The sequence below is a fragment of the Rhodococcus sp. IC4_135 genome (assembly GCF_011602025.1).
Lineage (GTDB): Bacteria > Actinomycetota > Actinomycetes > Mycobacteriales > Mycobacteriaceae > Rhodococcus_F > Rhodococcus_F baikonurensis.
Window position 1 is genome coordinate 1 of the sequence record NZ_JAAOLG010000150.1, and the last position, 274, is coordinate 274.

Genomic DNA, 274 nt, shown 5'->3' on the forward strand with positions numbered 1-274 from the left:
GCGGACGAGTTTCTCACTCGTCTTTCGCTACTCATGCCTGCATTCTCACTCGTGTGGCCTCCACGGCTAGGTCACCCTGCCGCTTCCATGGCCACACGACGCTCCCCTACCCATCCACACACCTGCCCAACACTCCGCAGAGTGAAGGGGGGCTATTGCGTGAATGCCGCAGCTTCGGTGGTGTACTTGAGCCCCGCTACATTGTCGGCGCAGGATCACTTGACCAGTGAGCTATTACGCACTCTTTCAAGGGTGGCTGCTTCTAAGCCAACCT

At 58.4% G+C, this 274-nt stretch carries 1 rRNA gene; it reads right to left on the reverse strand.

Features of this window, described 5'->3' with window-relative positions:
* Positions 1–274: ribosomal RNA gene (locus G8767_RS35400) — 23S ribosomal RNA — on the reverse strand; the annotation flags it as partial.